This is a genomic window from Mesorhizobium sp. BAC0120, from assembly GCF_033542235.1.
Taxonomy (GTDB): Bacteria; Pseudomonadota; Alphaproteobacteria; order Rhizobiales; family Rhizobiaceae; genus JAWRCU01.
Genome location: NZ_JAWRCU010000006.1, coordinates 161162 through 187677, shown reverse-complemented (window position 1 = coordinate 187677; position 26516 = coordinate 161162). Strand labels below are relative to the sequence as shown.

The 26516-nt window shown below is 61.8% G+C and carries 24 protein-coding genes and 2 pseudogenes; 14 read left to right on the top strand and 12 right to left on the bottom strand.

The window, feature by feature from the left end; genetic code table 11:
• Positions 1 to 2: 2 nt before the first annotated feature.
• From SAZ10_RS16185 to SAZ10_RS16155, 7 genes are all read right to left on the bottom strand, one after another.
• Positions 3 to 1184, bottom strand: coding sequence for a Xaa-Pro peptidase family protein (locus tag SAZ10_RS16185; protein ID WP_318610349.1), 1182 nt, complete (start codon positions 1182 to 1184; stop codon positions 3 to 5).
• A gap of 23 nt (positions 1185 to 1207) precedes the next feature.
• The gene (locus SAZ10_RS16180; RefSeq protein WP_318610348.1) at positions 1208 to 1951 is read right to left on the bottom strand and encodes an ABC transporter ATP-binding protein; all 744 of its coding nucleotides are present in this window, start codon (positions 1949 to 1951) and stop codon (positions 1208 to 1210) included.
• Positions 1938 to 2741, bottom strand: coding sequence for an ABC transporter ATP-binding protein (locus SAZ10_RS16175; RefSeq protein WP_318610347.1), 804 nt, complete (start codon positions 2739 to 2741; stop codon positions 1938 to 1940). Before SAZ10_RS16175 ends, SAZ10_RS16180 begins: the two co-directional genes overlap by 14 nt.
• On the bottom strand, positions 2738 to 3697 hold the full coding sequence (locus tag SAZ10_RS16170; protein WP_318610346.1) for a branched-chain amino acid ABC transporter permease: 960 nt from the start codon (positions 3695 to 3697) through the stop codon (positions 2738 to 2740). The genes SAZ10_RS16175 and SAZ10_RS16170 overlap by 4 nt, the downstream gene beginning before the upstream one ends.
• 39 nt (positions 3698 to 3736) lie before the next feature.
• The gene (locus SAZ10_RS16165) at positions 3737 to 4633 is read right to left on the bottom strand and encodes a branched-chain amino acid ABC transporter permease (protein ID WP_318610345.1); all 897 of its coding nucleotides are present in this window, start codon (positions 4631 to 4633) and stop codon (positions 3737 to 3739) included.
• 4 nt (positions 4634 to 4637) lie between these two features.
• Positions 4638 to 5774, bottom strand: a complete 1137-nt coding sequence (locus tag SAZ10_RS16160; protein ID WP_318610344.1) for an ABC transporter substrate-binding protein — start codon at positions 5772 to 5774, stop codon at positions 4638 to 4640.
• 70 nt (positions 5775 to 5844) lie between these two features.
• A complete protein-coding gene (locus SAZ10_RS16155; RefSeq protein WP_318610343.1) occupies positions 5845 to 6636 on the bottom strand; it encodes an IclR family transcriptional regulator in 792 nt (263 codons plus the stop codon).
• Between the two features lie 423 nt (positions 6637 to 7059).
• Between SAZ10_RS16155 and SAZ10_RS16150 the strand changes: the two are divergent.
• Both SAZ10_RS16150 and SAZ10_RS16145 read left to right on the top strand, forming a co-directional pair.
• Positions 7060 to 7993: pseudogene (locus SAZ10_RS16150) on the top strand (site-specific integrase).
• Positions 7909 to 8876, top strand: a pseudogene (locus tag SAZ10_RS16145) (IS91 family transposase); the annotation flags it as partial. The pseudogenes SAZ10_RS16150 and SAZ10_RS16145, both read left to right, overlap by 85 nt.
• Before the next feature lie 214 nt (positions 8877 to 9090).
• Here SAZ10_RS16145 and SAZ10_RS16140 read toward each other — a convergent pair.
• Both SAZ10_RS16140 and SAZ10_RS16135 read right to left on the bottom strand, forming a co-directional pair.
• A complete protein-coding gene (locus tag SAZ10_RS16140) occupies positions 9091 to 9714 on the bottom strand; it encodes a flavin reductase family protein (RefSeq protein WP_318610342.1) in 624 nt (207 codons plus the stop codon).
• 6 nt (positions 9715 to 9720) lie between these two features.
• Complete coding sequence (locus SAZ10_RS16135) at positions 9721 to 10122, bottom strand: RidA family protein (RefSeq protein ID WP_318610341.1); 402 nt, start codon at positions 10120 to 10122, stop codon at positions 9721 to 9723.
• A 228-nt stretch (positions 10123 to 10350) separates the two neighbouring features.
• Here SAZ10_RS16135 and SAZ10_RS16130 point away from each other — a divergent pair, with 228 nt between their 5' ends.
• From SAZ10_RS16130 to SAZ10_RS16075, 12 genes are all read left to right on the top strand, one after another.
• Positions 10351 to 10887: a MarR family winged helix-turn-helix transcriptional regulator gene (locus SAZ10_RS16130; RefSeq protein WP_318610340.1), complete on the top strand. Its 537-nt coding sequence runs from the start codon at positions 10351 to 10353 to the stop codon at positions 10885 to 10887.
• A 261-nt stretch (positions 10888 to 11148) separates the two neighbouring features.
• Complete coding sequence (locus SAZ10_RS16125; RefSeq protein ID WP_318610339.1) at positions 11149 to 12594, top strand: NAD-dependent succinate-semialdehyde dehydrogenase; 1446 nt, start codon at positions 11149 to 11151, stop codon at positions 12592 to 12594.
• Positions 12595 to 12660: 66 nt separating this feature from the next.
• Entirely contained in the window at positions 12661 to 13701 is a 1041-nt protein-coding gene (locus tag SAZ10_RS16120; RefSeq protein ID WP_318610338.1) for an ABC transporter substrate-binding protein, read from the top strand.
• Positions 13702 to 13987: 286 nt separating this feature from the next.
• Positions 13988 to 15049, top strand: coding sequence for an ABC transporter ATP-binding protein (locus tag SAZ10_RS16115; protein ID WP_318610337.1), 1062 nt, complete (start codon positions 13988 to 13990; stop codon positions 15047 to 15049).
• Complete coding sequence (locus tag SAZ10_RS16110) at positions 15046 to 15951, top strand: ABC transporter permease (protein WP_318610336.1); 906 nt, start codon at positions 15046 to 15048, stop codon at positions 15949 to 15951. Before SAZ10_RS16115 ends, SAZ10_RS16110 begins: the two co-directional genes overlap by 4 nt.
• The gene (locus tag SAZ10_RS16105) at positions 15951 to 16766 is read left to right on the top strand and encodes an ABC transporter permease (protein ID WP_318610335.1); all 816 of its coding nucleotides are present in this window, start codon (positions 15951 to 15953) and stop codon (positions 16764 to 16766) included. Before SAZ10_RS16110 ends, SAZ10_RS16105 begins: the two co-directional genes overlap by 1 nt.
• Entirely contained in the window at positions 16763 to 17707 is a 945-nt protein-coding gene (locus tag SAZ10_RS16100) for a hydroxymethylglutaryl-CoA lyase (RefSeq protein WP_318610334.1), read from the top strand. Before SAZ10_RS16105 ends, SAZ10_RS16100 begins: the two co-directional genes overlap by 4 nt.
• Complete coding sequence (locus tag SAZ10_RS16095) at positions 17700 to 18452, top strand: enoyl-CoA hydratase/isomerase family protein (protein ID WP_318610333.1); 753 nt, start codon at positions 17700 to 17702, stop codon at positions 18450 to 18452. Before SAZ10_RS16100 ends, SAZ10_RS16095 begins: the two co-directional genes overlap by 8 nt.
• On the top strand, positions 18449 to 19636 hold the full coding sequence (locus tag SAZ10_RS16090; protein WP_318610332.1) for a CoA transferase: 1188 nt from the start codon (positions 18449 to 18451) through the stop codon (positions 19634 to 19636). Before SAZ10_RS16095 ends, SAZ10_RS16090 begins: the two co-directional genes overlap by 4 nt.
• The gene (locus SAZ10_RS16085) at positions 19636 to 20406 is read left to right on the top strand and encodes an enoyl-CoA hydratase/isomerase family protein (RefSeq protein ID WP_318610331.1); all 771 of its coding nucleotides are present in this window, start codon (positions 19636 to 19638) and stop codon (positions 20404 to 20406) included. The genes SAZ10_RS16090 and SAZ10_RS16085 overlap by 1 nt, the downstream gene beginning before the upstream one ends.
• Positions 20407 to 20500: 94 nt before the next feature.
• Positions 20501 to 21880, top strand: a complete 1380-nt coding sequence (locus SAZ10_RS16080) for an aminotransferase (protein WP_318610330.1) — start codon at positions 20501 to 20503, stop codon at positions 21878 to 21880.
• A complete protein-coding gene (locus SAZ10_RS16075) occupies positions 21853 to 23529 on the top strand; it encodes an amidohydrolase (RefSeq protein WP_318610329.1) in 1677 nt (558 codons plus the stop codon). Before SAZ10_RS16080 ends, SAZ10_RS16075 begins: the two co-directional genes overlap by 28 nt.
• Before the next feature lie 129 nt (positions 23530 to 23658).
• On the opposite strand, the gene SAZ10_RS16070 is transcribed toward SAZ10_RS16075, so the two are convergent.
• The 3 genes from SAZ10_RS16070 to SAZ10_RS16060 are packed head-to-tail and all read right to left on the bottom strand — an operon-like array spanning position 23659 to position 26459.
• Positions 23659 to 23811 carry a hypothetical protein gene (locus tag SAZ10_RS16070; protein ID WP_318610328.1) on the bottom strand — a complete coding sequence of 51 codons (153 nt, stop codon included), beginning with the start codon at positions 23809 to 23811 and terminating at the stop codon, positions 23659 to 23661.
• The gene (locus tag SAZ10_RS16065; RefSeq protein WP_318610327.1) at positions 23808 to 26012 is read right to left on the bottom strand and encodes an aminotransferase class III-fold pyridoxal phosphate-dependent enzyme; all 2205 of its coding nucleotides are present in this window, start codon (positions 26010 to 26012) and stop codon (positions 23808 to 23810) included. Before SAZ10_RS16065 ends, SAZ10_RS16070 begins: the two co-directional genes overlap by 4 nt.
• Before the next feature lie 3 nt (positions 26013 to 26015).
• On the bottom strand, positions 26016 to 26459 hold the full coding sequence (locus SAZ10_RS16060) for a hypothetical protein (protein WP_318610326.1): 444 nt from the start codon (positions 26457 to 26459) through the stop codon (positions 26016 to 26018).
• Positions 26460 to 26516: the final 57 nt, after the last annotated feature.

Genomic DNA, 26516 nt, shown 5'->3' with positions numbered 1-26516 from the left:
GCTCAGGGGATGACGAATAATTCCCGGGAGATCGTCGTGAGCGGTTCATAACCGTCGGACGTAACCTGGATTGTATCTTCCACCATCATCCCGTCCAGGTTCAACTCATAGTAAGGTGTTTCTAGGCAGAGACACATGCCAGCCAGCAATGTTGTCCTGTCGGTCGAATTGACCACTGGTGAGTCATAAGCCCTTAAGCCTATACCATGGCCGCAATGCTGTCTCTTGTAGTGGGGAATACCGTTTGCTTTCACCGAACTCACAGCGATTTCAAACAGTTTGTTCGCCGCGACACCGGCCTTGACCGCCGCAAGCTCGTCCTCGATTCCGGCCAGGATAGCCTGGTAGGTTTTGCTCTGCCGCGTGTCAGGCTCTCCGAAGACGAATGTGCGCCCGAGATCCGACCAATATCCATCAACCGTGCAACCTGCATCGATACGGATGAGCTCGCCCTCGGCGATTTTCCTTGGTGTGGCATAGGCGTCGGCCAAAGCCGACCTTGGTCCGGACGTGACCGAGACAAAGCGCGGCACGCCGCCGCCGGCCACCATCCGCTCAGACACCATTGCTGCGAGATCGAGCTCTGTCATCCCGGCATGGCCGGCATCGATGATCTTCTGAAATCCTTCTTCAACCAGAACTGTCGCCCTGCGCAGACGCTTCACCTCCGCGGTCGTCTTGGTCGCGCGCGAAGCCCGCATTTCGCTAGTAACGTCGACGACCTTGTCCTCACCCAAGAAATCGCGCCCAAGATTCCACAGCAGATCACCATCCGCACGATCGATGCCCACGCGGCCGCTTGAAGGCTTCACGGACCGAAGAGCATCTGCCGCTGCGTCTTCGAAAGCAGCCTTGGGCTTGACGTTGTACCCTTTGGGCTCACCGCCCCCGGCTGTTTCAAAGTAGAACTCGCCATATCGGTAGATCAGACCCGGATCGCGCAGCAGGTCGAAGGCAGGCCCCGCATCCGCAGCACTTACAACAAGCGACGCGCAGTCCCTCGTCGCGAGCACGGCCGAGCGGTAGCTCGGCGCGAGGTCATGCGCCATGCTGACATAGCCGGACAGATATGCCTTGTTCGCACTTTCTGACGACACGATGAGATCTATGTCGTCAGGCATCTCACCGAAAGCCTTGCTCCGAAGCTCGCTCGCAAGCTCGGTCATGGTGAGGGTATCATTCATATCAGTCACTTCCGGATCTGTTATTAATGGGCCGCCTGGCCAGCCGGCAGGCCGCCAAGATAGGCAATACGGATTCTGTCATCGGCCAGTATTTCATCCGCCGGTCCTTCAAAGGCGATCTCCCCATGGACCAGTACGGCGGCCCTATCGCTGACCGCCAGCGCGACGCGCACATTCTGCTCCACGGTGACGACGGTCATGCCTGCATCGCGGAGTTCGGCCAGCTTCTCAAAGACCGATGCCTGCATCCCGGGAGAGAGGCCCAGCGACGGCTCGTCCACCAGAAGGCATTTCGGGTGCGTCTGCAGAACCATTGCCATCTCCAGCAGTTGCTGCTCGCCGCCGCTGAGATTTCCCGCCATGGATTGCATCAGCGGTTTCAGGGTTGGGAACAACCCCAGCACATAGTCGAGAGCGGCGGCCCGCTTCCCAACCGCCACGGAATGCGCGGCAACCGCTAGATTTTCGGCGACACTCATCCTGTCAAAGTTGCACCGCCCCTGCGGAACAAAAGCGATGCCCGAAGCATAGCGCTGCAGCGGCGATGCCTTCTCGATTGCCTGGCCTTCGAACAGGATATGGCCGGCATAGGTCCTGGTCAGACCATAGAAGGCACGCAGCAATGTGGACTTGCCTGCACCATTGGGCCCGACCAGCGTCATCATCTGCTTTCCGGGTATATTGAGATCGACGTTACGGACGATAGGCGGTCCTCCGTAACCGGCGACCAGCTCCTCACATTTCAGCACCGGATCACGAGTCGACATTGGCGGTGCCTCCCAGATAGGCTTCGAGGACAGCTGGATCGTTGCGGATGCTGTCCGGTGTTCCCTGCACGAGGCGCTTGCCGCGATCCATCACCACGACGCTGTCGCAAAGACGCATAACAAACGGGATATTGTGTTCGATGATCAGGAATGTGGTGCCACGCGCCTGGACAGACCTGATGATCCCGGCGATTTCCATGGCACGTGTTGGGTTCACACCGGCGACCGGCTCGTCCAGGATAACGAGGCGCGGCTTGGACATCAGTATTCCGGCAAGAGACAGCAACTTCTTCTGCCCGTAGGAGAGCTCCCCTGCCGGATCGTTCGCCTTCGCCTTCAACCCCACGAGTTCCAGAAGTTCCCTGGCCATCGCCTCGGTTCCTTCCTCGATGCGGCGGAATGCAGGAGTGCGCGCAAGCATCTGAACAACCGTCGCTTGGTCAAAGCTCTGCATCGCCAGCTTAACGTTCTCAAGAACGGTGAAACTGTCGAACACCCGGATTGCCTGGAATGTTCGCATCAGGCCGCCCCGCGCGATCACATCTGGTGCAGATCCAGCCAGCGGTACGCCCGCCATATCGACCTGCCCGGTAAAGGCGCGATCAAACCCGGAAATACAGTTGACCGAGGTTGTCTTGCCGCACCCGTTCGGTCCGATCAGGCCGGTAATCGAACCTTGGGCGACATCGAGATCAAGCCCGTCGACGGCATGGACACCGGCAAAGCTCCGCCTGAGGTTGCGCACCTCAAGCAGGTTGCCGGCTACCGTGGAGTTCGACAAACCGATCATGTCGAACTCTCCGCCGCATTGGCATTAGACATGGGCCGCCGCATGCGCACCTTGTTGACGAGCCCGGCAATGCCTGTCGGCATCAGAAGCACGGCAAGCACGAGAATCACGCCGTAGCTGATCATGCGCAGCTCATTCGGCGTGCGCAGGATTTCCGGCAGAACGGTGATAAGAAGTCCGCTGACCACCACAGGCCAGAAGCTGCCGAGCCCTCCGATAATCACGATCACGAGGATGACCTGAGTGTAATAGACGTCGAAAATGAGAGGGTCGACGATGGTCACATAGAACACGTACAGCGCCCCTGAGAGAGCTGCGAAGACCGAGGCGAGCGCGATGGCAAAGAGTTTCCACACCGTCACCCTTACCCCCAGCGAACAGGACAATGTCTCATCGTGCTTGATCATGCGGAAGGTGCGCCCGATCCGCGAGGTGACGATAAGCCAGATGACGCCCAGTGAAATCGTTGCGAAGGCGAGCGTCAGATAGAAAAAGTGAGTCGGCGTGGCGAAAACGAAGGATGTCTCGCCAAAACCGATACCGGGTGCGGGCAGTCCCGGAATTCCCATAGGACCATTCGTCAGGTCGATCCATTCCTGAGCCAGCATCTGCATCAGAAGCGTGAAGCAGAGCGAGACGATGACAAAGGCATGGTTGGACAACCGCAACGCCACGGCGCCTATGAGTATGCCACCCGCCGCGCTCACGGCGGCCGCCGCAAGCATCCCTTCCCAGATAGACCCATCGAGGCGCGTTACGACAAGCGCGGCGACATAGCTGCCAACGCCCCAGAAGCCGACTTGGGCAAGGGACAACAGACCGGCATAGCCGTAGACGATATTGAGGCTCATCGCGAAGACCGTGAATATCATCGCGCTGATGCCGATGGTGAGAAAATAGGGCGACTGCGTCAGGAATGGGACTGCAATAAAGATGGCCAGCAGCAACGCCGCCATGAGAATATTTCCGGGGGCGGAGGGTGCGCTTATCACGTCTCAGCCCTTTCTCATGGCAAGAGCGAACAGACCCTGCGGCCGGATCAGGAGCACCGCGATCATCCCGATGAACGCAATCGCATTCTGCCAAACGATATTGGCGAAGCCCCCCACCATGCTTTCGATTATGCCAAGCGCAAGCGCCACCAACGCGGCCCCGAGTACATTGCCCATGCCGCCAATGATCACGATGGCAAAAGCCTTGAGAAGAAGTGCCTGACCGACAATCGGCTGGAAGACGTAGAGCGGAACAAGGACCATGCCGCCCACTGCACAAAGTACAATGCTGAGCGTGATCGCCCGGCGCGCGACGCGCTCGGGGTCAAGCCCGATCATCAATGCCGCCTCGCGGTTCTGAGCAACCGCACGCAACGCACGACCACTGTTCGTGCGCGTCAGAAATACGTAGAGCGCGACGAAGACGACAACGGCAATCGCCCCTGCAATTGCATGAGCGTAACTCAGCCTGACCGGGCCGAGCAGAAAAGCGCCGACCGGGATGTCAGTCGTCACCATCATTGGCGTTGCGGTGAAAATATACTGGACGCCGTTCAGGAGGATTATTGAAAGGCCCAGCGTCAGCAGCAGGCTCTTTTCAAAGGCCGCCATATCACCGCGCCTGGCAGACAAGGCGGCAAGCAGGGCGCCCGAGACCAGCCATCCGATCATCGTCGCGGCCGCAACTATCAACGCGAAACTCGCAATATAGCTTCCGCCGAGAAAAGGCACCGCGACTGCCAGCGTATACATCGCCAGCATGACGATTTCGCCATGCGCGAAGTTTACAATGTGAAGAATACCGAACAGCAATGCCAGTCCGGTCGCGATCAGCCCGTAAATCAAGCCAATCACGATACCGTTCACGACAAGCTGCATGAGGAACTCGTAGCTCATCATTCTATTACTTCGTCGGAAACACGTCTTTGACGCAAAGGACATGGTCCTTGATCGTGATGATAACAGCGTTGTTGTGGGCCTGGTTATGATCGTCGAAATTGACAGTCACGCCAATCATCGACTTGTAACTCGTTTTCTCCAGGGCATCCCGGATAGATTTCGGGTCGGCACTTCCCGCACGCTCTATCGCCTGCGCGACAACGTAGAGAGACTCGTATCCGGCGAAGGCCTCATAACTTGCAGTCTCATGGAACTTCGCCTGTATGCGCTCGACGAAATCCTTGTTCTCAGGCGTATTCACCGCAGGCGAATACGGGAATACCGTCACGGCGTTATCGTAGGCGCCCTGCTTGATCAACGCTTCGAACGTATCGCCATCGAGGCTGAGCTTTCCGGTCATGATGGCCTTGAGGCCCATTGAATGCGCCTGCTTTGCAAAGTTCGCATTGTCGGCATGCGCCTGGTAGAAAGCGACAGCCTGCGCACCGTTGTTCTGTAGCCGGGCAATGATGGTGGTAAAATCCGGTGCGCCAAGAGGATGAAAGTCGGTTGAAACGATTTGTAGCCCCTTTTCCTTCGCCGCTGCTGCGAAAGCGTCTGCACCGCCGCGACCGTAATCTGTGCTCTCGGCCACGATAGCGATTTTCTCGATGCCCCCCATGCTGACGAGATAGTTGACGTTTGCAATTGCAAGCTCACGATCCGAAGGGTTCAGCCGGAACACCCATGGATTGCCACCGGCACCCGACAGTTCGGAGATTTTGGGGTTGGTCGCGATGGCAGATACCAGCGGCACTTCTGCACGCTGGAAAAGTGACATGGTGGCAAGGACCGCTGAACTACACTGCTGGCCCAGTACCACCGGAACACCCGCCTCGAGCAGCTTGTTGGTCACCGTAACGGCCACGGAGGGATTGCACTGGTTATCCTCGTAAAGGATTTCAAGCGGCTTACCCAGCACGCCACCTGCTGCATTGATTTCCTCCAAAGCCAGTTCAAGTCCGCGCTTCTCCTGAAGTGCGCCATTCGCGACCGGGCCTGTGATCGGCATTGACGCGCCGATCTGGATCGTCTCCTGCGAGTATGCCCCCGACGAAAGCAGGGATATCGCGAGGCTTGCGAGTGCGACTGTGCGTAACATGTTGGTTCCCATTCTTGTTTGTAATTGAGATGCCCGCCTTCACTGTGTCGAGGCCGGTCAGGTTTGCAGGTCAGATTTCCGGCTTGTTTCTCCAGCGGTCGAGAAGCGCCACAGGGCAGCCGAGGCCAAGCGAGACCTCGTGCGCCGCCGCAACCGCAAGTTCGATCACGCGCTCATGCGAGCAGCTTATGGTGCCGGCGGCATAAGCCAGGCTGATTCCGGCTACGATCGCGCCGGTTTCATTGGCGATCGGGGCCGCAACGGAGATCACGCCCGGGAGATTCTCCTCTCGCACTTGGGCGTAACCGGCGGCTCGGATTTGATCGAGTTGCGCGAGCACGATCTGCGCGTCGTCAATCGTGTGCTCGGTCTTTTTCGGAAGAGGACCGGAGCCAAGCAACTGCAGCGCCCGCGAAGTCGGGACCGAGGCCAGGAGAATCTTCCCCAGCGCGGTGCAATGCATGGCAAGGGGCTCTCCGGCATCGACCCTGAGGATGATGCGTCGACTGGGAACAGAAAGAAGATAGATGCCCCGGTCACCGGACACCGCGCCCAAATAGCCGTTGAGGCCCTCATCCTCAGCCCGCGCACGCAGAACGTCGTGAGCGCTGCGTATCAGCCCGTCTGCATTTCGGTTCGACGCCCCAAGCACCATCGACTGGTGGCCGATCCTGTATCGGCGAGTAGACGGCTCCTGCTCCACAAAACCATAGGACAGAAGGGTGTTCAGCAGCCGCTGCACAATCGCAGAACTGAGATTCAGATGACGAGCTATCTCCCGCACCCCCATCGGCACCGGAGAGGTATCGATCAGCATAAGAATGTCCAGACCTCTCCCAAGAGATTGGCTTTCGGTTTTCATTTGTTCCTATTATCGGAGCAGTGTTCCTATTAGCTCATGGATATTCTGCGCCCGAAATTTTGTCAACTGCTCATCCTCTTCCTCGACAGGCTAGACCGGTAGCGCAGGCCATCGATCATTCATGTCCAAGACTGGAAAATGCGTACCACTGCGGCTGAAACCCGGTTCTGGGCAGGTTCATGCCGCCAAGATCTAGATGCAACTCGCTTGTGCCAGTGGCCCGTGCCACACATGACCCGCTTGGTTCCGCATAACGCGGATTGGACTAACCCGCTCCGCGTCGCGGAGCGGCAAGGAAGCGATGTGCCGACGGGCGCGGTCTTGCGTCGTCCGCAGCGTCGGTCATGCATGCAAAAGGAGCTCCAACTGCGCGAGCATGGGGTGGCTGCCTGAAGCCTATTCCATCGGACAAAGGAGCTCGTCATGACCCAACTTCGCCAGCGCATGAGCGAGGACATGCAGGTGCGCAACCTCGCGCTCACCACCCAGTTCTCGTATCTGCAACAGGTGTCGCTGTTCGCCCGTTATTTCGGCAAGTCGCCGGACCTGCTCGGGCGCGAGGACATTCGGACCTACCAAGTCTATCTGACCAACGAGAAGAAGCTCGCGCCCGGTTCGATCCATACCGCCATTGCCGCGCTGCGTTTCCCCTACAGGGTGACGCTCGAAAGGGACTGGGCGCCTGAAGAGGTTTTCCCGCTTCCGAAGAAGCCGCAAAAGCTGCCGATCATCCTCGGTCCCGAGGAGGTTCTAAAGTTCCTCGGCTGCGTGCTCGACGTCAAACATCATGCGATCCCGACCACGTGCTATGCTGCCGGCTTGCGCATCTCGGAGGCGGTGCAGTTGAAGCCCACCGACATCGACAGCCAGAGAATGGTCCTCCGCGTCGAGCAGGGCAAAGGCCAGAAGGACCGCTACATGATGCTGTCGCCCAAGCTTCTGGAGATCCTGCCCAACTACCGGAAGGTGCGCCGGCCAGAGATGTGGCTCTTCCCCCTGCGATCGTGCCGGCGAGCAGATCACCAGGGATGCGGTGGGACATGCCTGCGCGAAAGCGCACGACCTCTCCGGCCTGTCCAAACCGGTCACGCCGCACAGTTTGCGGCACGCCTTCGCCGTCCACCTGTTGGAGGCCGGCGCCGACGTGCGCACCATTCAACTGCTGCTCGGTCACAGGAGCCTGGCGACCACCGCCCATTACCTGCGGATTGCCACCAACAAGGTCTGCGCCACGTCGAGTCCCTTCGAGCTCTTGCCCGCTCGGGGCCGGAAGTGGCGGATATCTTCCGCCGCTACGGCGACGCCTATCGCACTCAGCATGATGCGCAGCTGTCGACCGCCCAGCGTCGCGTCATGACCGCGATCGAATTGTGCCGAACCGCCGCACTCGGCGGGCACGTCGAAGCATGCGATCAATGCGGGCACCGGCGCATCGCCTTCAACAGCTGCCGCGACAGGCATTGTCCGCGCTGCCAGTGCTGGCCCGCGCGCAATGGCTGGAGGATCGTCGCGCCGAGCTTCTCGACACACAGTACTTCCACGTCGTCTTCACGCTGCCGGGCGACATTGCCGCCATCGCCTATCAGAACAAGGCGCTCGTCTACGGCCTTCTCTTCCGCGCTGTCGCCGGGACGCTGCGCACCATCGCCGCCGATCCCAAGCATCTCGGCGCCGAGATCGGCTTCTTCGCGGTGCTGCACAGCTGGGGCCAGAACCTGCTGCACCACCCCATCTGCACTGCGTCGTCCCGGGTGGCGGGTTCTCGCTGGACGGCACGCGATGGATTGCCTGCAAGCCCGGCCTCTTCCTGCCGGTCCGCGTGCTCTCACGCCTTTTCCGACGGCTATTTCTGGAGCACCTGGAGAGGCCTTCGCTGCCGGCGAACTGCGGTTCTTCTCTGACTTGCAGGGCCTGAGCGAGCGTAACGCCTTCCGGCGCTACCTGGCGCCCGTTCGAAAGGCCGAGTGGTGATCTACGCCAAGCCGCCCTTCGCCGTGCCCCAGCAGGTCCTCGATTACGTCGGCCGCTACACGCACCGCGTCGCCATCTCCAACAACCGCCTCATCGGCATCGAGGATGGCGCCGTTCGGTTCCGCTGGAAGGACTATCGGCATGGTGATCGGCAAAAGGTCATGACCGTCTCGGCCGACGAGTTCATCCGCCGATTCCTGCTTCACGTCCTACCCGAGCGCTTCCATCGCGGTTCTGTCGCAAACTCTTCGGCAATGACGGCGAGGGCATGAAGGCTCCTTTGTTGGGGAGTTCGCTATGTTCAAGGGCCGTCATTTCGACCAGTTGGCGATCCTGCTTTGCGTACGCTGGTCTCGCCTACAATCTCAGCCTGCGCGATGTGAGAGGGACTGGCCGCCTACAGTTGCGGGGGCAGTTTCGTTTCGTGGCCTTGAGGAGCCGCGGCGAATTCCCTGTTATTTCCTTGCGGCTGCCGCAATCAGCTCACGGCAGCGCTGCGTCCTCGCCGGTCCAGCGCGGACGGCGCATCTGGAACGTCTCGGTCGTTGTGAGATAATCCATGTAGCCGAGCCGGGCGACATTCCCGGCTTTCTTCTGATCGAAGAGCCCGTCCGTCAGCATGGCATCGTCGATATGGATGCCGACGACCTCGCCCACGACCACGAAGACACCGGCCAAGCGGCCACCCAGGCCTTTCGGCTCCATGACCTCGGTCAACCGGCATTCGAGCACGGCCGGAGCGCCGGAGACATGCGGAGCCGCGATGAGTTTCGAACTAGCTGCTTCCAGCCCGGCATAGCTGAACTCGCTGATACCGCGCGGCGCGTCGACAGAGGTCGCGTTCATCTGGCGGGCGAGTTTCTCACCCACCAGATTGACGGCGAACTCGCCTGTCTCGCGCGCGAACACGACGCTGTCCTTCTCGGCATCGGCGGAGAACCAGACAAGGTAAGGATCGACGGAAAGCGCGTTGAAGAAGGAATAGGGCGCGAGGTTGATCGCGCCCGAGCTGCTGCGGCTCGAAATCCAGCCGATCGGCCGCGGCGACACGATCGCCTTGAACGGGTCGTAAGGCAGGCCGTGGCCATCGGATGGACGGTAGAACATGAAACGTCAGTCCTGTCGTGCCGCCACGAGATCCGCTTCGACTTTCCAGGCCGGGTTGGCAAGGCCTGTCACCACCACGGCTGTCGTTGCGGTCTGGACGCCGGCGAAGAAGCGGTTGCGGATGCCGGCATAGGTGATGATGTCCTCTGCGGACATGCAATAGGCGTTGAACTTCACGATGTCGGCGAAAGTCATGCCTGCGGAGGCGAGGATGGTGCGGATGTTCTCCATCATCTGTTCGGTCTGCTCTTCGAGGCTTTCCGGCACGGTGCCGTCCGGACGTACGCCGACCTGGCCGGCGACGTAGAGGTGGCGGCTGGCGGGGGGCACTTCGACGGCATGCGCATAAAGGCTACGCGCAGGCGGTGCCATGGTCGCCGGGTTGTGCAGTTTGTTGCCGTTGGTCATTTCATCCTCCCTTGAAAGTCTGCAATTCACCGCGTTGCACGGCAAAATCCGAAGTATTCGAGATGACAGATTGGTTGCCGAAATGAACCATATAGTTTACTTTGTCAACCAAACCGCGTTGCGCGTAACGTGACAAAGAGGTGGATTTCCGATGACGTTTCGGGTTGAGGTGAAAATGTGCTTCCCGTTTTGGGCGAATGCGGACGGGCGCCTGCAGGGGACGAGGGAATGAATGGACATGACAACGGCGTCGACGATGCCGATAGCATGGCGCACGCGCATGACGCGCGCGATCTGTTTTCCTTCCAGTTGCAGCGTCTCGCATCGCTATCGAGCCGCATCGCCTTCCTGTCGATCAGCCCGCGCTACAAGCTGACGGTTCGAGAATGGCGCGCCCTTGCCGTGCTCGACTATCTCAAGGAAGCGCCGCTGCAGCTTCTGGCCAACCACAGCGGTCTTTTGAAAAGCCAGATGAGCCGTGTCGTGTCCGGCCTCATCGACCGGGGCCTGATCAACCGCTCAGAAAATCCGGAGGATGGCCGCAGCATCCTGCTGCGCCTCACCGGCGAGGGCAGGGAGATCGTGGCGAAGATCCTCGCCGATTCCGAACACCGCAACGAGATGATGCTTTCTAACCTGTCACCGGGAGAGCGGCTGCAACTTCAGAAGTCCCTGCAGGCCGTCTTCAAGAGTTCGATCACCTATTACGACCAGCTTCGCCGCGAGGTCGTTGCCGCCGGCGGCGATCTCAGCGAAGAAGAGTGATACTGGCGGTTCCGCTTCAAGCGCGACCAATAAACGCTTCAACGTCTTGTCATACATGATTTCGTTCAGAAGCGGCTTGGATTCTGGAGTGACGCTCTGGTCGCCTTTTTCTGCCGCCTCGCCAAGTTCCCAGTCAAATCATCGATTTGATTGACGCCCTTCAAAATATGGGGCGGGTGAGATATTTTCGGTCAGATGGTTGACGATGTGAACTATATAGTTTACGAAATCAACTAAATTGGAAGTGAGGAATACAACCGGATGGATCTGGCGAAGCTGTTCATCGATGGCGCGTGGTGTGAGGGAAGTGGCGGGCGATCCGGCAAGGTCATCGACCCGGCAACCGGCGAAGCCTTTGCCTTGGTGACGCATGCCGCACCTGCCGATCTCGATCGGGCGCTGTCGGCAGCCCGGCGCGCCTTCCTCGAATGGAGGCTGGTTTCGCCTTATGAACGTTCGAAATTGCTGCGCAAAGCGGCCAACCTGTTGCGCGAGCGTGCGCCGAATATTGCTGAGCTGATGACGCGTGAACAAGGCAAGCCACTTGCCGAGGCACTCGGCGAAACCGTCGGTTCGGCCGATCACATCGACTGGTATGCCGAAGAAGGGCGCCGAGCCTATGGCCGGCTTATCCCGGCGCGTGCGCCCGGCGTGCGCCAGATCGTGATCAAGGAGCCGATCGGTCCCGTCGCCGGTTTCTCGCCGTGGAACTTCCCGGTCAGCCAGGCAGTCCGTAAAATTGCCGGTGCGGTCGCGGCCGGATGCACGATCATCATCAAGTGCCCGGAAGAGACGCCGTTTTCCCCGATCGAACTGGTTCGTTGCTTTGAGGATGCCGGCATTCCGGCAGGCGTCGTCAATCTCGTCTTCGGGGTGCCGGCCGAGATCTCCGAGTATCTCATTCCTGCTCCGCAGATCCGCAAGATTTCGTTCACCGGCTCCATTCCGGTCGGCAAGCGCCTTGGCCAGTTGGCGGCCGCTCATGTCAAGCGCGCGACGCTCGAGCTTGGCGGGCACTCGCCTTTCATCGTATGCGAAGACGCCGACCCGGAGGAAGCGGTCAAGCTCGGCCTGTTCCTGAAGTACCGCAACGCCGGGCAGGTCTGTGCCGCGCCGTCCCGCTATTACGTGCACGAGCGGCACTACAAGCGTTTTGTCGATGCGTTCGTCGCCGGCTCGGAAAGCCTGAAGGTTGGTCCGGGCACGGAGGCGGGTGTGCACATGGGACCGCTGGCTAATTCCCGTCGGCTCGATGCCATGCAGGCTTTCGTTGCAGACGCCGAGAGTCGCGGCGCCAGGGTGCTTGCCGGCGGCAAGCGCATCGGCAACCAGGGCAATTTCTTCGCGCCTACCGTACTTGTCGATACACCGGACGACGCGCGTCTGATGGTTGACGAGCCGTTCGGTCCGCTCGCGCCAATCGCGTCCTTCTCCAGGCTCGACGATGCGATCGCGCGTTCGAACAGCCTAACCTATGGGCTTGCCGCCTTTGCCTTCACCCGCTCGGAGCGCACGTCGACGCTGCTCGGTGAACAGCTGGAGTCCGGTATGGTGTCGATCAATCATTTCGGCATTGCCGCGCCGGAGACGCCGTTCGGCGGCGTCAAGGAAAGCGGCTATGGCAGCGAAGGTGGGGTGGAGGGCCTCGAGGCCTTCTTCCAGACGAAGTTCGTCAGCGAACTGGGGCTCCAGGACGCGGCGGCCTGAGTCTCAAAACAGAAAGAAGTGACTGCCGATCAAGTCAATTGTGTATCGTCAATGGGAGAGATGAAGATGCAAAGGTCTGTCAAACGCGGACTTATCACAGCAGCGGCCTGGGCCGTATTGTCGACCACCGCCGCCACGGCCGCGGATACGCTGACCCTCGCAGGACTCGGCGGCAAGGTTCAGGACGACCTCACGGCCACGCTGTTCAAGCCATCGGCGGAAAAGATCGGCGCCGAACTTCGTACGGAATCGCATGACGGCATCGCTGCCGTGCGTGTGCAGGTGCAGTCCGGCGCGCCGGGCTGGGATGTCGCGCATCTCGGCGCTGAAGACTGCGCCATTGGCGCGGCCGAGGGCCTGTTCGAACCGATCGACTATTCGGTCGTCAATCGCGACGGTATCCCGGAAGGCGTCCGCGCCAAGAACTGGATCGCCACAAACACCTATTCGGTCGTTCTCGCCTGGCGTACCGACAAATATGGCGACAACCCGCCGAAGGATTGGAAAGACTTCTGGAACGTCGAGAAGTTCCCCGGCCGCCGCGCACTCAGCGTCTATCCGCAGGAAATGATGGAGATCGCGCTGCTCGGCGACGGCGTTGAACGCGATAAGGTCTATCCGCTCGACACCAAGCGTTCGCTGGCGGCGCTCGAGAAGATCAAGCCGAGCGTATCAGTGTGGTGGACATCGGGTGCGCAGTCGGCGCAGCTTCTCAAGGATGGTGAAGTCGACATGGAAGCCATCTGGGGCAGCCGTATCGCCGGCGTCATCGCCGACGGCGCACCGGTCAAGTTCACCTATCAGGACGGCGTCATCGGCTTTGGTTGCGTCGCCATCCTGAAGGGCTCCAAGAATGTGGCAGCCGCGCAGAAGCTCGTTGCCAATATCGTCTCGCCCGAGATGCAGGCGCGCATCCCAACGATGATGGGTTACTACGGGCCATCGAACAAGAAAGCCTTCGAGGCAACCCAGTTCTCCGCCGACATACTCGCGCAATCGAACGCCTCGCCGGAAAACGCGGCAAAGCAGGTCACCATGCAGCCGACCTGGTGGTCCGAGAACATCCAGAACGTCCAGGAAGACTTCAAGAACCTGATCGTCCAGTAGGTCCTGCATTCCTGGAATTCGGAGGGTGGATTGTGGCGTCCACCTTCCATCCAGCCCTCGACGTTGCTCCGTGTGCCGCGCGTCTGTTGCGGCGTGCAAGTTGGTGCAGCGATCTCTGACACGTCTTTGTATCGGTGCATTGTCGATGATGTTGCCAACGACCTTTGTGGGAAAAGCCAGCCCGACCGAAGCGCTCGACGCGTCCCGCTGTCGGTCGCAGGATGCGTCCTGGCTGCATTGACGCTTGAGCGCGTAGCGAATGCCGACCGTTTACAAGGAGGCCGCGATGCCCGACAGGGTCGAAATCCGTAATATCAAGAAAGCCTATGGCAGCTTTCACGCACTCGACGATGTGTCGCTTGATATCGCGCCGGGCGAGTTTCTGACCCTGCTCGGACCGTCGGGATCCGGCAAGACCACGCTTCTCAATGTGCTTGCCGGCTTCGTGCGCCCGGATTCGGGCTCGATCACCATCGATGGCGCCGAATTTCTGCTGCTGCCACCGCACAAGCGCAACTTGGGCATGGTCTTCCAGAACTACGCGCTGTTTCCCCATATGAACGTGCGCCGCAATGTCGGCTATCCCCTGCGCCCGCGCGGCGTGTCCGGCGCCGATCTCGATCGTCGTGTCGAGGAGGCGCTTGGCCTTGTCCAGATGGCGCATCTCGCCGACCGCGGCGTCAACGCGCTTTCGGGCGGCCAGCGCCAGCGCGTGGCACTGGCGCGCGCCATCGTCTTCGAACCGTCGATCCTGCTGATGGACGAGCCGCTTTCGGCGCTCGACAAGAAGCTGCGCGAGCACATGCAGCTTGAGCTGAAGCGGCTGCACGATCGGTTGGGAACGACGACGGTCTATGTCACGCATGACCAGCGCGAGGCATTGACGCTTTCGGACCGCATCGCTGTGGTGAACGGCGGCAAGATCGTGCAACTCGGAACGCCCGACGAGATCTACGACCGGCCGAAGAACAAATTCGTGGCGGATTTCATTGGCGAGACCCGTTTCCTGCCGGTCGAAACAAATGCGTCGGGTGCGCTGCTCTATGGCCGGCCGCTCAGGACGCGCGACGACTGGAAGAGCAGCGACAAACCCTGGCTCGTCATTCGTCCCGAGCGACTGCGCTGGAAGGGCGACGAAACCGAGACCGCCAACCGGATCGAGGCTGAGGCGACCGATGTCATCTACCAGGGCGACAGCTATCTGATCACGGTTCGCATGCCTGATGGTATCGAGCTCGACCTGCGTCGCGGGCCGGACCTCGGCGGCAGGGACCTGCCGGAACGCGGGCAGCCGATCCAGCTATGGCTCGACCGCGAACACACGATCCTGGTGGCGGACAAGTCATGACGATGGTGCTCAATCATACGGGCATCGCCGATGCCGACCACAATGCCGATGCCTTGAAGCGACAGGGCAGCCGCGAGCGCCGCGCGCTCGCGTCCCTGACGCTACCGGGCGCGATCCTGATCTTCCTTGTCCTGATCCTGCCGATCGGTTGGCTGTTCTGGCTTTCCTTCTTCGGAGCGTCCGGGGAGCCGACGCTGGAAAATTATACGCGCGTGCTGAAACCGATCTATGTGCGCACCTTCATCTCCACCTTCGAGGTGGCGGGCCTGGTGACGCTCATCTGTGTGCTTCTCGGCTATCCCGTCGCCTACCTGCTGTCGCAGCTTTCCGAGCGCACCGCCGGGCTGCTGATGATCTTTGTGGTCCTGCCGTTCTGGACTTCGGTGCTCGTACGCACCTACGCCTGGCTTGTGCTGCTGCAGCGTACCGGACTGGTCAACACGTGGCTGATCGATGCAGGCTTGATCTCCACCCCGCTGCCGCTGGTGCACAACATGCTGGGTACCGTGATCGGCATGGTGCATGTCATGCTGCCGTTCCTGATCCTGCCGCTCTATGCCTCCATGCGGGCGATCGACCCTGTGTATATGCGCGCTGCCGCTAATTGTGGTGCCACGCCCTCGCAGGCATTCCGCCAGGTTTTCCTCCCGATGTCGCTGCCCGGACTTGCCGCCGGTGTCGCACTTGTTTTCGTGCTCTGCCTCGGCTTCTTCGTCACGCCGGCATTGCTTGGCGGAGGACGTGTCGCGATGTGGGCGATGCAGATCGCCAACAACATTTCCGTCTATGGCAACTGGGGTGCCGCGAGCTCGCTCGGCGTCGTGCTCCTCGTGGTCACCGCCATCATCCTCTACGTCTTCAAGCGGCTCTTCAGGGTCGACAGTTTCGAGGGCGTACGCTGATGCTCAACCGTCCCGCGACCGAGACCCAAATCACGCATTTCCAGAGGCTGTGGCTGTATATGCTGGTGGCGCTGGTCTTCGCCTTCCTGATCATCCCCTGCGTCATCGTTATCCCGATGTCCTTCTCGGGCAGCAAATATCTGGAGTTCCCACCCCGGAGCTGGAGCCTGCAATGGTATGAGGCGTATCTGGGATCGCCCGAATGGCGCGCAGCCACTTTCGTTTCGTTGCGCGCGGCGCTGCTGACGACGGTGTTCGCGACGACTTTCGGCACGCTTGCTGCCTACGGAATCTCGCGGGCCTATCGCGCAGCCTCGTCGCTGGCGCGCGGCGTGTTCATGCTGCCGATGCTGGTGCCGCTGATCCTTGTCGCCATCGGCTGCTACTTCGTCTACGCCAAGATCGGCCTGAACGGCACGACGACTGGCCTGGTCATGGCGCACACCGTGCTGGCATTGCCCTTTGTCGTCATCGCGGTGCTGAGCGGTCTTGCCAGCTACGACATGAACCAGGAGCGTGTCGCCCAAAGCCTGGGCGCGTCCCTCCCCTGGGCCTTTCTCACCGTTACGCTGCCGCAGATCCGCCTTTCGGTGATGTCGGGTGCGCTTTTCGCCTTTGTCACATCCTTCGACGAAGTCGTCATCGCGTTGTTCATTTCGGGCGGGGAGAACGCGACGCTGACCCGGCTGATGTTCGCCAACATTCGCGACCAGATCGATCCGACCGTCGCGGCGATTTCCTCGCTGCTGATCGGGCTTTCGATAATTCTGCTGGTCGGCTCGCATTTGCTGCGCGGCCGGGAGGATCGCAAATGAGCGCCGATGTCGTCATCTGCGAATGCTTCGCGCGCGACGGCCTGCAGCACGAGCCTGATTTTGTCGCCACCACCGACAAAATCGCGTTGATCGATGCGTTCACCGAGGCGGGTTTCCCCCGCATCGAAGCGACGAGCTATTCGCATCCCGGCAAGGTGCCGGCCTTTGGCGACGCGGGAGACGTGCTCGCCGGCATCAGGCGGCGTCCCGGTGTCTACTACAAGGCGACGACACCGAACCTCGCCGGCGTGAAGCGGGCTGTGGTCGATCTCGCTGCCGGGCACGGCGCCAACGAGGTGAGCCTGCTTGCCTCGGCGACCGAATCCCACACCCAGCGCAATCTCGGCACGTCGCGCGAGGGCCAATGGGCACGCATTGGCGAAATGGTCGAGGCAGCAGGTGATCGGTTCCGGCTGGTGGGCGTCATCTCCGTGGCGCTGGGCTGCCCGTTCGAGGGCGAGGTCGCACCGGAACGTGTCGTCGAGGATGTGCACCGCTTCGCAAGGCATGGCGTCAGGATCGTGACGATCGGCGATACCACTGGTCTAGGCACGCCAACCAAGGTCGCGCAGCTCTTCCGTCTGCTGACCCAGGCGGCCCCGGATGTGACCTGCGTCGGTCACTTTCATGACACGCGTGGCATCGGCATCGCCAACTGCGTCGCGGCCTACGAAGCCGGCTGCCGCCATTTCGATTCATCCTTCGGCGGCGTTGGCGGTCACCCGACGAAGATCCGCTACGGCTCGGGTCGCGCTGGCAATGTCGCTACTGAAGATCTGGTCAATCTGTTCGAGACGGAAGGGGTCTCCACCGGGCTCGATCTCGACAAGGTGATGGTTGCATCGCGCCTCTGCGAGCAGGTGCTCGGACGCCCGCTCGACAGCAAGGTGGCGCGGGCAGGGTTCGCGACATCGTTCGCCGAGGCCCACGAGAATGCTTGAGAGGATCGATATGCCAGGATGCGTCATTGTCGAGGATAGCGATACCGTGCGGATCATCCGCATGAACCGGCCCGACAAGCTCAATGCACTCAACACGGAGCTGACGCAGGGCCTGCTTGATGTATTGAATGCGGCAGATGGCGACGACGCAATCCGCGCGATCGTGCTTGCCGGTGAAGGGAAGGGTTTCTGCGCCGGCGCCGATCTGTCCGAATTCAAGGACCTGACGCCAGACCAGCAGCCTCGCGTGCTTGCCCGTGCCGATCTGACCTGCCGGCTGCAATCCAGGCTGCAGGAGATGAAGAAGCCTGTCGTGTCGGCGGTGCAAGGGGCCGCGGTCGGTGGCGGCGCCGGTCTGGCGATCGGCTGCGACATGATGGTGGCCGGAGCCGACCTCAAATTCGGCTATCCCGAACTCAAGCACGACATCGTCCCGGCCCTGGTCATGACCGGGCTGCAGCGCCAGCTGGGACGCAAGGCCGCATTCGAGATGGTGAGCCTCGGCCGTCTGATCGGTGCTGAGGAGGCGCGGGCGCTCGGTCTCGCCAACCGTGTCGTTCCCGTGGACGCCGTGATCGACACCGCGCTGGAGATCGCAAACCAGTGGGCAAAGGCCAATCCGATGGCGATGGCCGCCGCCAAGGCGCTGTTCTACCGCGTTGCCGATCTGCCTTTCGATGCTGCCATGGCGGCCGGACGCGACGTCAACGCGCTGATGCGCGGCTTCCGGAGGACGGGCAAGTGAAACCGCTCGACGGCATCCGCATCCTGGATTTCAGCCGCGTGCTCGCGGGGCCGATGGCAACGCAGATCCTGGCCGAACTTGGCGCCGAGGTGATCAAGATCGAGCGGCCGGGCAGCGGCGACGAGACGCGCACGTTCGAGCCGCGCGTGGCCAGCGGCGACAGCGGCTATTTCTTCGCCTTCAACCGCGGCAAGAAGTCGGTAACGCTCAACCTCAAGTCGCCAAACGGCCAGTCGATCGCCCGTTCGCTCGCGCAGAAGGCGGATGTTGTCGTCGAGAATTTCCTGCCGGGGGAAATGGCGCGCTTCGGGCTCGGCTATGAACAGCTTTCGGCAGACAATCCCGGGCTAGTTTACGTCTCGTGCACCGGTTTCGGCCAGACCGGCCCCTACAGCGAGCGCAACGGCTACGACACGATCTTCCAGGCGCTGTCGGGCGTGATGGCACTGACCGGCCATCCGGACGGGGCGCCCGCAAAGGTCGGGGTGCCTTTCGCCGATCTGTCGTCCGGCCTCTGGATTGCGATCTCCGTTCTGGCGGGCATTGCGGGACGTGCGCAATCGGGACGCGGCACCCATGTCGACTTGTCGATGCTCGACGTACAGGTCTCGATGCTGACGATTGCCGCAGCGCGCTGGTTCCTGCTCGCCGAAGATCCCAGGCGCACCGGTACCGAGCACCCGGGTCGCGTTCCGTCCGCTGCTTTCGAATGCGGGGATGGACGCTGGCTGCACATCTCGGGTTCCGACCAGCATTGGGCGGCGATCTGCGCTGTGCTTGGCCTGGACGAACTTGCGGCGGACCGGGCGTTGGACCGCAACTCCGAACGCGTCGTTCAGCGCGAGCGGGTCATGGCGGCAATGACGGCGGCAATCGCCGGACGCGGACGTGACGAGCTTGCCGAAGCGTTGCGTGCTGTCAACGTGCCGGCGGGCGAGGTGAACAGCGTCGCCGAGATTCTTGCCGACCCCCATGTCGGCGCACGCGGCATGGTTGCCGCTTTCGAACATCCTAAAGCCGGCCGGATCGGCGCGTTGCGCACACCGGTCAGGCTGTCCGGTTACGACGAGATTTCGATCGGCGTGCCGCCGGTTCTCGGCGCCGACACTGAGGGTGTGCTCGGTGAGGTGCTCGGCCTGCAGGCCGAGGAAATCGACAGATTGCGTGGCGAAGGAGTGATCTGATGTCGGGACCGGTCAAGGTCAAACGCGAAGAAGCCGTCGTTCGCGTCGTTCTTTCGCGGTCCGAGGCGCGAAACGCACTCAACCTGTCGATGTGCCATGGGTTGACCGAGGCTTTCAGGGCGATCGACCGCAATCACGATATTCGTGTCGTCATTGTCGAGGGGGAGGGGCCGGTTTTCTGCGCCGGCGCCGACCTCAAGGAGCGTAAGGGGCGCGACGCGGCCTGGATCCGTCAGCGCCGGCTCGCATCCTTCGAAGCCTATTCGATGATCGAGCGTTGCACCCGGCCGGTGATCGCGCTGGTCCAGGGACCAACCGTCGGTTCGGGTGGCGAGATCGCCATGAGCTGCGATTTCATCGTTGCCGCGAACGATGCAAGCTTCCGCTTCCCGGAAGCGCATTGGGGAACGGTCGGTGCCACGCAACGGTTGCAGCGTGTCGTCGGCGTATCACGCGCCAAGGAGCTGCTTTACACCGGCCGCGAGATGCCGGCCGAGGAAGCCTATGCGCTCGGCATGGTGGCGCGACTGGTGGAGCCTTCAAAGCTCTCGGAAGAGGGCATGCTGACCGCGCTCAAGATCGCCGAGGCGCCACCGCTCTCGATCGCGCTGACCAAGCAGTCCGTCGACCTTGGCTCGCGGACAGATCTTGATTCAGGCATCCGCATCGAACTCGCCGCGATCGAACGCGTGCTTGCCGATAATGGCTGGAAGAATGGCGTCGACCGCTTCCTGCAGAATGTCGGCAACGGCGCCGCCGACGCCAGCTGAATCGTTTGTTTGTTTGCCGCATGACCCTTGTCCGAAAAGTCTGCAACTTCTTGCTCCGCTGACCTTCGGTTCGGGCCGCTTTCAGGAGACCGTTATGACCCAGCTCGCCAATTCCGCCGCCGCCCGTGACATCCGCTATCAGATCCACCCGCAGACCAACATCCGCCAGCACGAGAAGGATGGTCCGCTGATCATCACGCGCGGCGAGGGCGCCTACATCTATGACGACAGCGGCAACCGTTATCTGGATGCCATGTCCGGTCTGTGGTGCGTGGCGCTGGGCTATTCCGACACCTCGATCAAGGAGGCGGTGAAGGCGCAGATCGACGAGCTGCCTTACTTCCATCTGTTCGCGCACCGCTCCAACAATCCCTCGATAGATCTCGCCGAGAAGCTGATTCAGAATTCGCCCGGCATGTCCCGCGTCGTTTTCCAATGTTCGGGTTCGGAAGCGAACGATACGGCCGTCAAGCTGATCTGGTACTACTGGAATGCGCTCGGCCGGCCCGAGAAGAAGAAGATCATCGCCCGCAAACGTGCCTATCATGGCACCGGCATTGCCTCCGGCAGTCTCACTTTCCTGCCGAACATCCATCGCGAGTTTGACCTGCCGATCGATCGCTTCCTGCATGTGACCTGCCCGCATTTTTACCGCGAGGGCCGGCCCGGCGAGAGCGAGGCTGATTTCGTCAAGCGGCTGGCGGATGAACTCGAGCAGCTCATTCTCGCCGAAGGTCCGGAAACCGTCGGCGGCTTTTTCGCCGAACCGGTGATGGGTACCGGCGGTGTCGTCGTGGCGCCCGAAGGCTATTTCGAAGCCATCCAGGCTGTGCTCGACAAATACGAAGTGCTGACGGTTTCCGACGAAGTCATCTGCGGTTTCGGACGCACCGGCGCCTACTGGGGCGCGGAAGCGGTTGGCTACAAGCCCGACATGATCACCTGCGCCAAGGCGCTGTCATCCGCCTACCTGCCGATCTCGGCCGTCATCGTGTCGGAGAAGATCGTTGATGCGATGCGCGAACAGTCTGACAAGGTCGGTGTCTTCGGTCATGGTTACACCTATGGCGGTCATCCGGCCTGCGCGGCGGCAGCGCTTGCATCGCTCAACCGCTATGAAGAACTCGATACCACCCGCAACGCACGCGAGACCGGCGCCTATTTCCAGAAGCGGCTTGCCGAGTTGAAGGACCATCCGATCGTCGGCGAGGTGCGTGGCATCGGGCTGATGGCAGGTGTCGAACTCGTCAGCGACAAGGTCACAAAGGCGCCCTTCGATGTTTCCGTCGGAGCGGCTGCGGCCTGTTCGAGCTTTGCACTCGAGCGTGGCCTGGTCACCCGCAATCTCGGCGAGACCATGTCGTTCTCGCCGCCGTTGATCGTGACGCCCGGGGACATCGACATCATCGTCGACACGTTCCGGGAAGCGCTCGACCAGACGCTTGCATGGGCCAACGCCAAGGCTGCTGCCTGATCGATCGGCCAGAGCAGATGAACATCAAGACGCTTTTCACCAACGGTGCGTTCCGGACCATGGATCCGGAGCATCCGACAGCCGAGGCAATCGCAACCGATACCTCCGGTCGCATTGTCGCCGTCGGCGCAACGGCCGAGCTGGGGAACCTCGCTGGTCCTGACACGACGGTCGTCGATCTCGTCGGGCGTTTCGTCATGCCCGGTATCGTCGACTTCCACATGCATGTCATTTCGGGCATGACGACGCGGCTGCGCTCCTTCGCCATAGACGCCGGCGATGACTTCGAGACCGTTCTGGCGCGCGTGCGCAAGACAGCCGAAGGCAAGCCGGAGGGCGCCTGGCTTACCGGCAGTGCCTATGGCGCGGCGGCACTTGCCGATATCGAGAAACTCGGCACCCGGGCAAAGCAGCTTCTCGATGAGGCGAGCGGCGGTCGCCCGGTGCTTCTTACCCACGGCAGCCTGCATGGTGCCTTCGCCAACGGAGCGGCACTCGCCGCGGCGGGCATAGATGCCTCCACGGCGGATCCTGCCGGCGGGCGCATCGTGCGCGTCGACAGCGAGGCGACGGGCCTGCTCGAGGAAAGCGCGATGTGGATCGTCGATGGCGCCGTCCCGGCGCTCGGCGGCGGCGAGATCGTCGAAGTGGCACGCGCGGCCGTTGCCTATTTCAACTCGGTCGGCGTCACCGGCTTTTCCGACGCGCAATCGACGCCGGAAATGGTCGCTGCTTTCCGCGCTCTCGACGATGCCGGCGCTCTCTCGACCTGGGCCGGCTTCCACCTGTCCGCCAGCCGCACCTGCTCGACCTGGTCGAACGAGGCGGAGGAGTTCCTGACACGCCATGAAACGGCCTGCGGCCCCCATATGGTGGCGGGTAACGCCAAGATCTTCCTCGATGGCGTGCCGTCACTGAAGACCGCGGCAATGATCGCGGCTTATCCCGGCACGGATGAGCACGGCGAAATGTACCTGTCGCCCGATGAACTCTTCGCCGAGATCGCCGCGCATGACCGGCGAGGCATCAGCGTGAAAGTTCATGCCGTCGGCGATGCAGCCATATGCCGAGTGCTTGATGCCGTCGAACGGGTCCGTGCCGAAAATGGCGACAACGGCCCCTGGCATCACATCGCCCATGGCCAGTACATCCCACATGAAGATATCCCGCGCATGAGACGGCTGCGAGTCATCGCCGACCTCAATCCGCCCATGTGGTTCGTCAACCACGCCAGCCTCGCGCATGAGCGCGTTGTTGGCAAGGAGCGCTACGCGACGGTCTGGCCGATCCGCACCATGCTGGAGGCCGGCGTGACGATGGCGGTCGGGTCCGACTGGATGACGATCTTCCCGGAGCTGGACCCCTGGCAATCGCTGGCGGGGCTGCTCACCCGCGCGGATCCGTCGGGCCGGTTGCAAGGGGTGCATTCGCCGCACGAGGCAATCACGCTCGACCAGGCATTGCCGCTAATGACGCGCAACGGCGCACAAGGCATGGGTCTTGGCGAAAAGACCGGTCGATTGGCTCCCGGGTTCTCAGCTGACTTCATCGTACTTGACCGCGATCTCTACGCCGTGGAGCCGCGCGCCATTGCCGGCACGAAAGTGCTGAAGACCTTCTTCGAAGGCAGAGAAGTCTACACCGCCTGAATCTGGGCGGACAGGGCCTGTTCTTAACGGTTGCCACATCACAAGAAGAAACCCCGCCGGAATCCATCGGCGGGGTTTCATTTGCTCGTTCCGGTCCCGGGCGAGCCCTGGACTGTCCTTGTGTATCCTTCAGCCGACCTTGGTGAGCGCCTTGTCGAGCGCGTCGACGAGCAGGTCGGCGTTCTCGCGCGAAAACACCATGGGCGGGCGGATCTTCAGGAGGTTCCTGCCGGCGCCAGTAAGGCCGACCAGCACGCCGCGTGCGAGCAGGTCTTCGATCACGGCGCGCGCCTTTGTCGTGACGGCTTGTCTCCTTCGACAACTTCTACACCGGCGAAGAGCCCGGTGCCGCGTACGTCGCCAATCATCCCATGGCGGTTCATCAGGCCGGCAAGGCTTTCGCGCAGGTAAGTTCCGACTTGAAGCGCACTCTGCTGCAACTTCTCCGTCTCGATCACATCGAGCACGGCCAGACCTGCGGCGGCAGCGACCTGGTTGCCGCCGAAAGTGTTGAAGTAGCGCTGGGTCTGCAGGAAGCCCTCGACCAGCGAGCGGCGCGCAACGACGACACCCAATGGAATGCCATTGCCCATCGGTTTGCCCATGGTGACGATGTCGGGCACGAGGCCGGCGTGCTGGAAGCCCCAGAAATGGGTGCCGGTGCGGCCGAGTGCGGTCTGGACTTCATCCGCGATGACCAGGCCGCCGGCGCGGCGGATCTCGGCGACGGCCGGATCGAGATAGCCGGTAGGCGCCGAATAAAGACCGTCGGAAGCGAAGACCGGGCAGACGAAGAAGGCGGCGGGATGATGCCCGCGCCTGGCCAGCCCGGCGATGGCTCCAGCATAGGTCGCGGCATAGTCACTGGAAGACAGTGCCTTGCCGTTGCCTCCGGCAGCACCCGCGAAGCGTGGCGCGGTTAAGGTGCCGATCCACGGCTCCAGCCTGTCATGCGGCAGTGTTGCCGTGTCGAGCGCGCCGATGATCGTGGAATTGCCGTGGAAGGCTGCGTCGGTGACGAGGGCGCCCGTCCCCCCCGTATTCGCCGTGGCTATGCGCCAGGCGAGCTCGTTGGCCTCGGTTCCGGAGCAGACGAACATTGCCGTGTCGAGGTGGTCCGGCATGGTGGCCGTCAGCCGCTCGGCATAGTCGACGATAAGCTCGCTTGGATAGCGGGTGTTGGAATTGAAGACATGCACCTGCCTTGCCACCGCATCGGCGACTTTGGGGTGGCAGTGGCCGACATGCGGCACGTTGTTGTAGGCGTCGAGATAACGCTTTCCATGTGTATCGGTCACCCAGACGCCTTCGCCTTTCACCGGCATGAAGGGTTGCTGGTAGAACTCTTTGTACATCGGTCCCATGGCCTTCCTGCGCCGTGCCATCAGGTTTTCATAGGCCGAGTCGGTCGACGTCGGACGGGGGGCGGCGGCGAGCGCGGTCATGGCTTTCTCCAGATGCTCTGAGGCGTGTTCGGGATTGATCGACAGAGCGCGCGAGAGCGCTTCCCATCCCATTTCGGAAATGTCGGCCCGGTAGGGCGAAGGACCGCCCGATGCGGCGCTGCGCCAGGCAGTGATGATCTCGCGGGACAGCAGCCGCATCTGGACAAGGTCGAACAGGACGGCGACTTCGGCGCGTTCAAGGGGCATTCCGGTGACATAGGCGGAGAGGAATTCCGCGGCGACGCCCAGAGGATCCGGCTCGCGGTAGAGTTGGTGGGCGATCGCGATCGCTGCCTCGTTGACGAGGCAGGTCTCCACCATGTCGCCGAAGTCGATGATGCCAGTGATCGCGCCCGTAAGCGGACCACGCATGATGTTGTTCTGGTGGAGATCGTTGTGGATCACCTGCTTGCGCAGCCCAGCGAGGGCTGGCACGACGTGGGCCTTGAAATTGGCCATGACCTTCTCGGCGATCGCTCGACGCCTGGAGTCCGCAATGTGGTGGATGCGATCTTCGAGTGCAGCGGCGTGGCGTAGGTCCCAGATCATGTCCGCGGGGCCGCCGGAATGCCGGAAGCCGGAAAGGGCACGATCCAGCCGGCCTGCCAGCCGGCCGGCCTCACGGCGGAAGTCTGGGGTGGCGCGAAAGCCGAGCGCCGGCTCGCCGGGCAGATGTGTGACGAGTCGTGCCATGAAGACCGTACCGTCGTGGTGCACGGCCGCGATCGTCGCTCCCTCCAATGAGGTGACCGTGCGCGGCACCGGCAAATCCGGATCGGCCATTGCGATGTGGTCCAGCGCGGCATTCTGGAAGGCGAGTGCCTGAGCCGGTTCGGCCGCATTGGCGATCTTGAGCACATAGTGGCGGCCATCCGACGCCGTCACTTTCAGGTTCTGGTCGCGCTCGCCGGACAGCGGCTTGAATGTGCCGGACAGTCCGTAGACGCCGAGCAGGCGCGCGAGCTCGCTGGCGCTAAGACGAGGAACACGAGCCGTCAGGATGTTGCTCGCTTCCGCTGCGCGCATGGCAGATTGCATCCGTCAAGCTCCCTCGCCTTCGAGGGCCTTCGCCGTTGCGGCAAGGGCGCTCGCCGCACTCGCGATCGTCGTCTCCCAGCTGTCTTCAAGCAGCACGCTTGACGCGTCGTTGATGTAGTAGCCGGCGCGACCGAGCAGATCGTCCGGCAGGCGCCGCATGTAGGCGTTCGGATGCAGGCTTGGCCGGAGTTCCAGCGCGTCCGGAAACCGTTCCTTCCATGCTGCGAAACCCGTCTCGAGAAATTTCAGATAGCCACGGTCGTGTACCTCGGCGATGACGCCCATATCTGCCGGGCCGGGTTCGATCACGCTGTCGGTGCACGCCTTCGCGGCGTCGTGGAGAGCGGACAGGCGTCTCGGGGTCTCCAGGGCCTCGACCAGGCGGCCGCCCTGCAGGCGTGTGCGAACATGATGACCAAGCTCGTCTGGGTGAAAATAGGTGATCATCCAGATCTCCTGCGAATGCGGAATCGGGGCGGCGTATTGCCACGGTGGCGGCAGACC